The sequence below is a fragment of the Streptomyces sp. NPDC059853 genome (genome assembly GCF_042731495.1).
Taxonomy (GTDB): domain Bacteria; phylum Actinomycetota; class Actinomycetes; order Streptomycetales; family Streptomycetaceae; genus Streptomyces.
On sequence record NZ_JBHWJL010000031.1, the window covers coordinates 25,561 to 30,669 of the forward strand.

The 5,109-nt window shown below is 76.5% G+C and carries 4 protein-coding genes; 1 reads left to right on the plus strand and 3 read right to left on the minus strand.

Translation table 11 applies throughout. The features are described from left to right. Positions 1-51 precede the first annotated feature (51 nt). The 3 genes from ACFV5N_RS05925 to ACFV5N_RS05935 form a co-directional block, all read right to left on the minus strand. On the minus strand, positions 52-1,317 hold the full coding sequence (locus ACFV5N_RS05925) for a protein kinase (RefSeq protein ID WP_385594605.1): 1,266 nt from the start codon (positions 1,315-1,317) through the stop codon (positions 52-54). Then, complete coding sequence (locus ACFV5N_RS05930; protein WP_385594608.1) at positions 1,314-1,997, minus strand: hypothetical protein; 684 nt, start codon at positions 1,995-1,997, stop codon at positions 1,314-1,316. The genes ACFV5N_RS05925 and ACFV5N_RS05930 overlap by 4 nt, the downstream gene beginning before the upstream one ends. Positions 1,998-2,073: 76 nt before the next feature. After that, positions 2,074-3,960 (minus strand): N-6 DNA methylase, encoded by a 1,887-nt coding sequence (locus ACFV5N_RS05935; RefSeq protein WP_385594611.1) that lies wholly within the window; start codon positions 3,958-3,960, stop codon positions 2,074-2,076. 177 nt (positions 3,961-4,137) lie between these two features. On the opposite strand from ACFV5N_RS05935, the gene ACFV5N_RS05940 reads away from it, so the two are divergent. Further along, complete coding sequence (locus tag ACFV5N_RS05940) at positions 4,138-4,800, plus strand: DUF4352 domain-containing protein (RefSeq protein WP_385594614.1); 663 nt, start codon at positions 4,138-4,140, stop codon at positions 4,798-4,800. The last annotated feature ends 309 nt before the right edge of the window (positions 4,801-5,109 follow it).

Sequence of the window (5,109 nt, forward strand, 5' to 3'; positions counted from 1 at the left end):
CGGCCGCGGCCGGGCCCTACGCCTTCCCCTTCTCTTCCGTTCTTTTCCGTGTCAGCGGTGGCCGAGCCGGCGCAGGCACTCCGCCTCGTCCGCGCGCAGCTGGACGACGGTCGGGTCGTACGGGCCGCGCTCGGTGCCGAAGTCCTGGAGCAGCCGCTGGATCTCCGGCAGGGCGCGGGCGTACTGGCCGGTGTCCATCAGCGTGGCGGCGTACTGCTTGCGCAGCGTGCGCACCACCGGCGAGTGCCCGCCGTAGCGGGCGGCGGCCCGGGGCAGGGTGTGGCTGAGCAGGTCGGCCGCCTGCGCGTACTGGTGCTGGGCGAGCAGCCGCCGTACCTCCTCCACCACCGCCGACAGATCCTGTTCGCGGGCGCGCGGCCGGGTGGCGGGCCAGGGGGCCATCGGGTGCAGGAAGGGGCGGGTGGGGTCCATGGGGACGGCGGACGGGGCGCCGGCCGGGCCCGGGCCCGGCAGCAGCGGGGCGAGCGCCGCGAACACCTCGTGGGTGTCGGCCGGGCGGCCGAAGGGGTCCTTGGCCAGCAGCCGGTGGACGAGCACGGCGAGCGCGGGCGGGATGTCGGGGCGCAGCTGCTGGAGCGGCGGCGGCTCCTCGTGGAGCTTCTTGTAGAGCAGTCCGGCGGCGTTGGGCGCGCGGAAGGGCGGCGTTCCGGTGAGCAGTTCGTAGCCGATGGCGCCGAGCGCGTACAGGTCGGCGGCCGGGCCGACCGGCGGGCCGCCGACGGCCTGTTCCGGCGCCATGTAGACGGGGGTGCCGAGCAGGGCGCCGGTGCGGGTGAGGCGGGTCTCCTCCTGCTCGCCGCGCACGGCCGCGATGCCGAGGTCGAGGACGGTGACCCGGCCGTCCATGCGGATCATCACATTGCCGGGTTTGAGGTCGCGGTGCACGATCTCGACGGCGTGCACGGCGGCCAGCGCGGAGCAGAGCTGGGCGAGGGTGGCCACCGCCCACGGCCAGGGGTACGGGTCGTGCTCGGCGAGGTGGTCGGCGAGGTCGCAGCCGTCGATGAGCTGCATGACCAGATACAGCTCGCCGCCCTCGCTGCCCGCGTCGTGCACGCCGACCAGCCCGGGGTGGTCGATCCGGGCGGTGGCGCGGGCCTCGCGCAGGAAGCGGCGGCGCAGTTCCTCGGGGTCGGTGGTGCCGGAGAGCGAGGCGAGCCGGTCGGTGTGCAGCAGTTTGACGGCGACCCGGCGCCCGCCGAGCGCGGTGTCCTGGCCGGCCCAGACCTCGCCCATGCCGCCCTTGCCGAGCGGTTCGGTCAGTTCGTACCGGCCGGCCAGCCGCCGGGGGGTCACCGGCTACCGCCTCCTTCCTCTTTCCTGAGGAACGCGCCCAGCTCGTCGAGTTCGTCGGCGACCTGCCGCATCCGGGGCGAGGCGCCCGGGGGCGGCGCGGCGGGCGGGCCGTACGGGACGGGGGGCGCGGGCGGGGACGGCGGCGGGTAGCCGGACGGCGGCGGCGCGTACCCGGTGGGCGCGGGGTACGCGGAGGGGGCCGGGGCGGGGGCCGGGGCCGGGGCCGGGGCGTACAGGGTGGGCGGCGGGCCGGCGGCCGGGCGCGGGCGCTCGAAGCGGTCGCCGCGCACCGCGTGGATGGTGGCGCCGACGATCAGCGACAGCCAGCAGAAGCCGAGCAGCGCGGAGACCTCGGAGACCTCCTCGCCGTCCCCGGACCCGGCCCCGGTGCCGCCCGCGCCGCCGCCGTCCGGTGTCCCGTCGGCGGGGAGCAGGTCGAGCCAGAGCAGCAGTCCGGCGGTGAGCAGCACGTACAGCGCGAAGACCGCCCAGTCCAGGCCGCGTCTGCGCTGGAGCGCGAAGCGGAGCATGGGCACCCAGGAGAGCAGGCCGAGGGACCAGACGGGGAAGGTGGCGAACAGCGCCCGTACGACGAGCGCGCGGGCGCCGGGGCCGCGGCGCTCCACGGCGGCCGGGCCGGGCGGCGGGCCGGCGGGTGGGGGCGGACCGTACCCGTACATCCGCGCCCCCCGTTCACCCGTTCGCCGACTCCCGCGCCTGAGGATGATATCCGGGGCGGGGCCGGCACGGGGCGGGTCAGTCGCCGGGGGGCAGGGCGCCTTCGGTCAGTCCGTCCACGGTGCCCTGGGCCAGCCGGCGGCCGAGGTCGGCGGTGTGCCGCAGGGCTTCCTCGAAGGCGGCCAGTTCCCGGAAGCGGCGGCCGTAGCGGCGCTGCGTCTCCAGCGGCAGCCGGGGCACCTTCAGCCGGCGTACGTCGACGCGGGTGGCGCTGGAGGCGTAGCTGCTGGCCTGCCGGGTGTTGGCGGTGCCGCGCAGGAACCCGGCCAGGAACCAGGGGTCGAGGGCGGCGGTGTCCGGGCGCAGCAGGGACATCCGCCGGTCGGGGGCCTCGCCGTCCGCGTCGTCGGCGACGACCTGGGTGGCGGTGCCGTCGAGCAGCAGCGGGACCAGGACGTCGCCGGGCCGGGTGGCGGGCAGGGGGTCGCCGGCGGCGGAGTGGGTGTGGAGTTCGAGGGCGCCGGTGCGGGCGAGTTCGCCGATGGTGACGGTGGACCAGTGGGCGCCGGGCGCCGCTTCCTCGCTGTCCGGGTGGACGGCGGCGGCGAGCTGGGCGGTGCGGTGCAGGGTGCCGCGCAGCTCGGTGCGGACGGCGGCGAGCGCGGCGGCGCCGTCGGCCTCGGCGGGCGGCGGGAGGTGGCGGGCGGGGGCCAGGTCGACCTCGTCGTCGAGGAGGTCGATGACGGGCAGGGCGCGGCGGACGCCGGGGACGGCCGTGATGTCGCCGTCGCGCCGGAAGGCGCGCCAGGCGTCGAGGACCGTGCGGTGCAGGGCCGCCCAGTCCAGTCCGGCGCGGCCGGTGCCGCTCGCGGGGCGGAGCGCGGTGGCGCTGTCCACGACGAGCAGCCGGGGGTCGTGGGCGGTGGTGCCGTCCGGCTTGCGCAGCACCCACAGATGGAGCGGGAGGCTGTGCGGCGGGGCGGCGCCGGCCGGCAGGGCGATGACGGCGCGCAGGGCGGCGCGGCGCAGCAGGGCCGCGCGGACCCGGCGGCCGGTGCGGCGGGAGGCGGCGGCGGGCGGCATCAGGACGACGGCGGTGCCGCCGGGGCGCAGCCGGGCGAGGGCGTGCTGGACCCAGGCGAGTTCGGATTCGGCGCGGGCGGGCAGCCCGTACTCCCAGCGGGTGTCGTAGGTGAGTTCGGCGTGGCCCCAGTGGCGTTCGTTGAACGGGGGGTGGCAGAGCACGGCGTCGGCGGCGAGGTGGGGGAAGGCGTCGGCCAGGAGGCTGTCGCCGTCGCGGACCTGGACGGTGGCGGTGCCGTGCAGGGCCAGCCGCAGCGCGCCGAGCCGGGCGAGGACGGGGTCGGTGTCCTGGCCGTACAGCTCGGTGGGGGGCGGTCCGCTCTGTCGCTGGGCGGCGGCGAGCAGGCCGCCGGCGCCGCAGGCGGGGTCGAGGACGGTGCCGGCCGGGCCGGCGAGGGCGGCCATGAGGTCGGCGGTCTCGGGCGGGGTGGGGGTGAGGCGGGCGGCGGCGCCGTCGGTGTAGCGGGTGAGGGCGAAGGCGAACGCGTCGGCCGGGCCGGTCTCGGCGGCGAGGGCGGCGGCGGTGCGGGCGAGGGGGCCGTCGTGGCCCTCGGTGTCGGGGGGGAGCCGGTCGCCGTGGGCGAGGTACTGCTCGCCGAGGGCGGTGAGGGCGGCGCTGGGGCCTCTCGGGTCGGCCTCGATCAGCTGCCACAGCCGTTCGCGCGGCGGCACCTCGGCGAGTTTGCCCTGGTCGCGCAGCCACTGTTCGACCTCGGGGAGGGAGAAGGTGGGGCTGGTGTCGGTGCCGCCGACGGGGCGGGGGAAGTGCGCGTAGCGGCGCCGCCAGTTGCTGACGGCGGCCCGGCCGACGCCGGCGAGCCGGGCGATCCCGGCCGCGGTGACCTCGGTGACGTCGGTGGTGTGGCCCGGCACCTGTCTCACTCCCATCCCTCTCCCCTGTTCGTGCAACGGACCTTACCTACCCCAGGCTGCCCGCTCGATACACAGAACGCCAATACCGGACCCATCGTTCCCGTGTTGACGCGGTTCACAGGCTGTGTTGTGATTACGCCATCGGTTCACAGAGGGCCGCGACAACACCCTGGGAGGGGATCCCGTATGACCGCCACCGCTCACGCCGAGGACCAGGCCGCACCACGGCAGCTCCGTACGCCCGTCCGCCGCCGGCGGCTCCAGGCCCTCGCCGGCCTCGCCGCCGTCACCGTCGCCCTCGGCACGCTCACCGCGTGCGGCGACGAGGAACCGGCGAAGAGCGACAAGAGCGCGGGCACCGAGGACAACGGCGGCTCCGCCGACGACAGCGCGGACACGGCGGACGACGGTGACGACACGGCCGGGGACCAGGACACCGGCGACGGCGCGGGCTCCGGCTCCGACTACTTCACGCTGGACGACATCGCCGTCTGGGAGGACAGCGGTCTGGAGATCAGCGTCGAGGCCGTCTCCCCGTACACCCCGGGCGAGTGGGCGCTGGTGGAGAACGAGGACTACGACACCTACAAGGTGGACTTCGCGCTCACCAACAACGGCGACGAGCGGATCAGCACCGTGCTGATCCTGCCCACCGGCTACGACGAGAACGGCATCGAGGCCGCCCGCGTCTACGACGGCGACGTCGGCATGGGCTTCCAGGAGAACGTGGACCCGGGCGTCACCGTCACCGCCGAGTACGCCTTCGAGATCCCGCCGGGCAGCACGTCCTTCACCGTCGAGATCGGCGACCTCATGACCGAGGCGGCCGTATGGAAGTTCGACATCTGAGGCGGTACCCGCCCCGCCCCGCGCCCCGGCCGGGGTGCCGTACCGCTCACGGCACCCCTCCTCCCACCCCGGCCACCGGGCCACGGCCGTACGGACAGGGGGCGTACGGACCGGGCCCGGGACCGTACGGGCCGGGGCCCGCCGCTCCCCCGAACGGCGGGCCCCGGCCGGGTCCCAGGACTCACGACCGGCCTCAGGACCCCGGGATCGTGGTCAGGAACTCACCCGTCCACGCCAGCAGCTCCCGCCCGGTCAGCGGCTTCCCGCCGATCTTCCCGGTCGTCGGGCGCGGCACCAGCACCTGCCCGG

What these genes read in the sequence shown, in the direction of transcription:
- ACFV5N_RS05940 (WP_385594614.1), top strand. Translation starts at nt 4,138, where the DNA reads ATGACCGCCACCGCTCACGCCGAGGACCAGGCCGCACCACGGCAGCTC.
- ACFV5N_RS05930 (WP_385594608.1), bottom strand. Translation starts at nt 1,997, where the DNA reads ATGTACGGGTACGGTCCGCCCCCACCCGCCGGCCCGCCGCCCGGCCCG.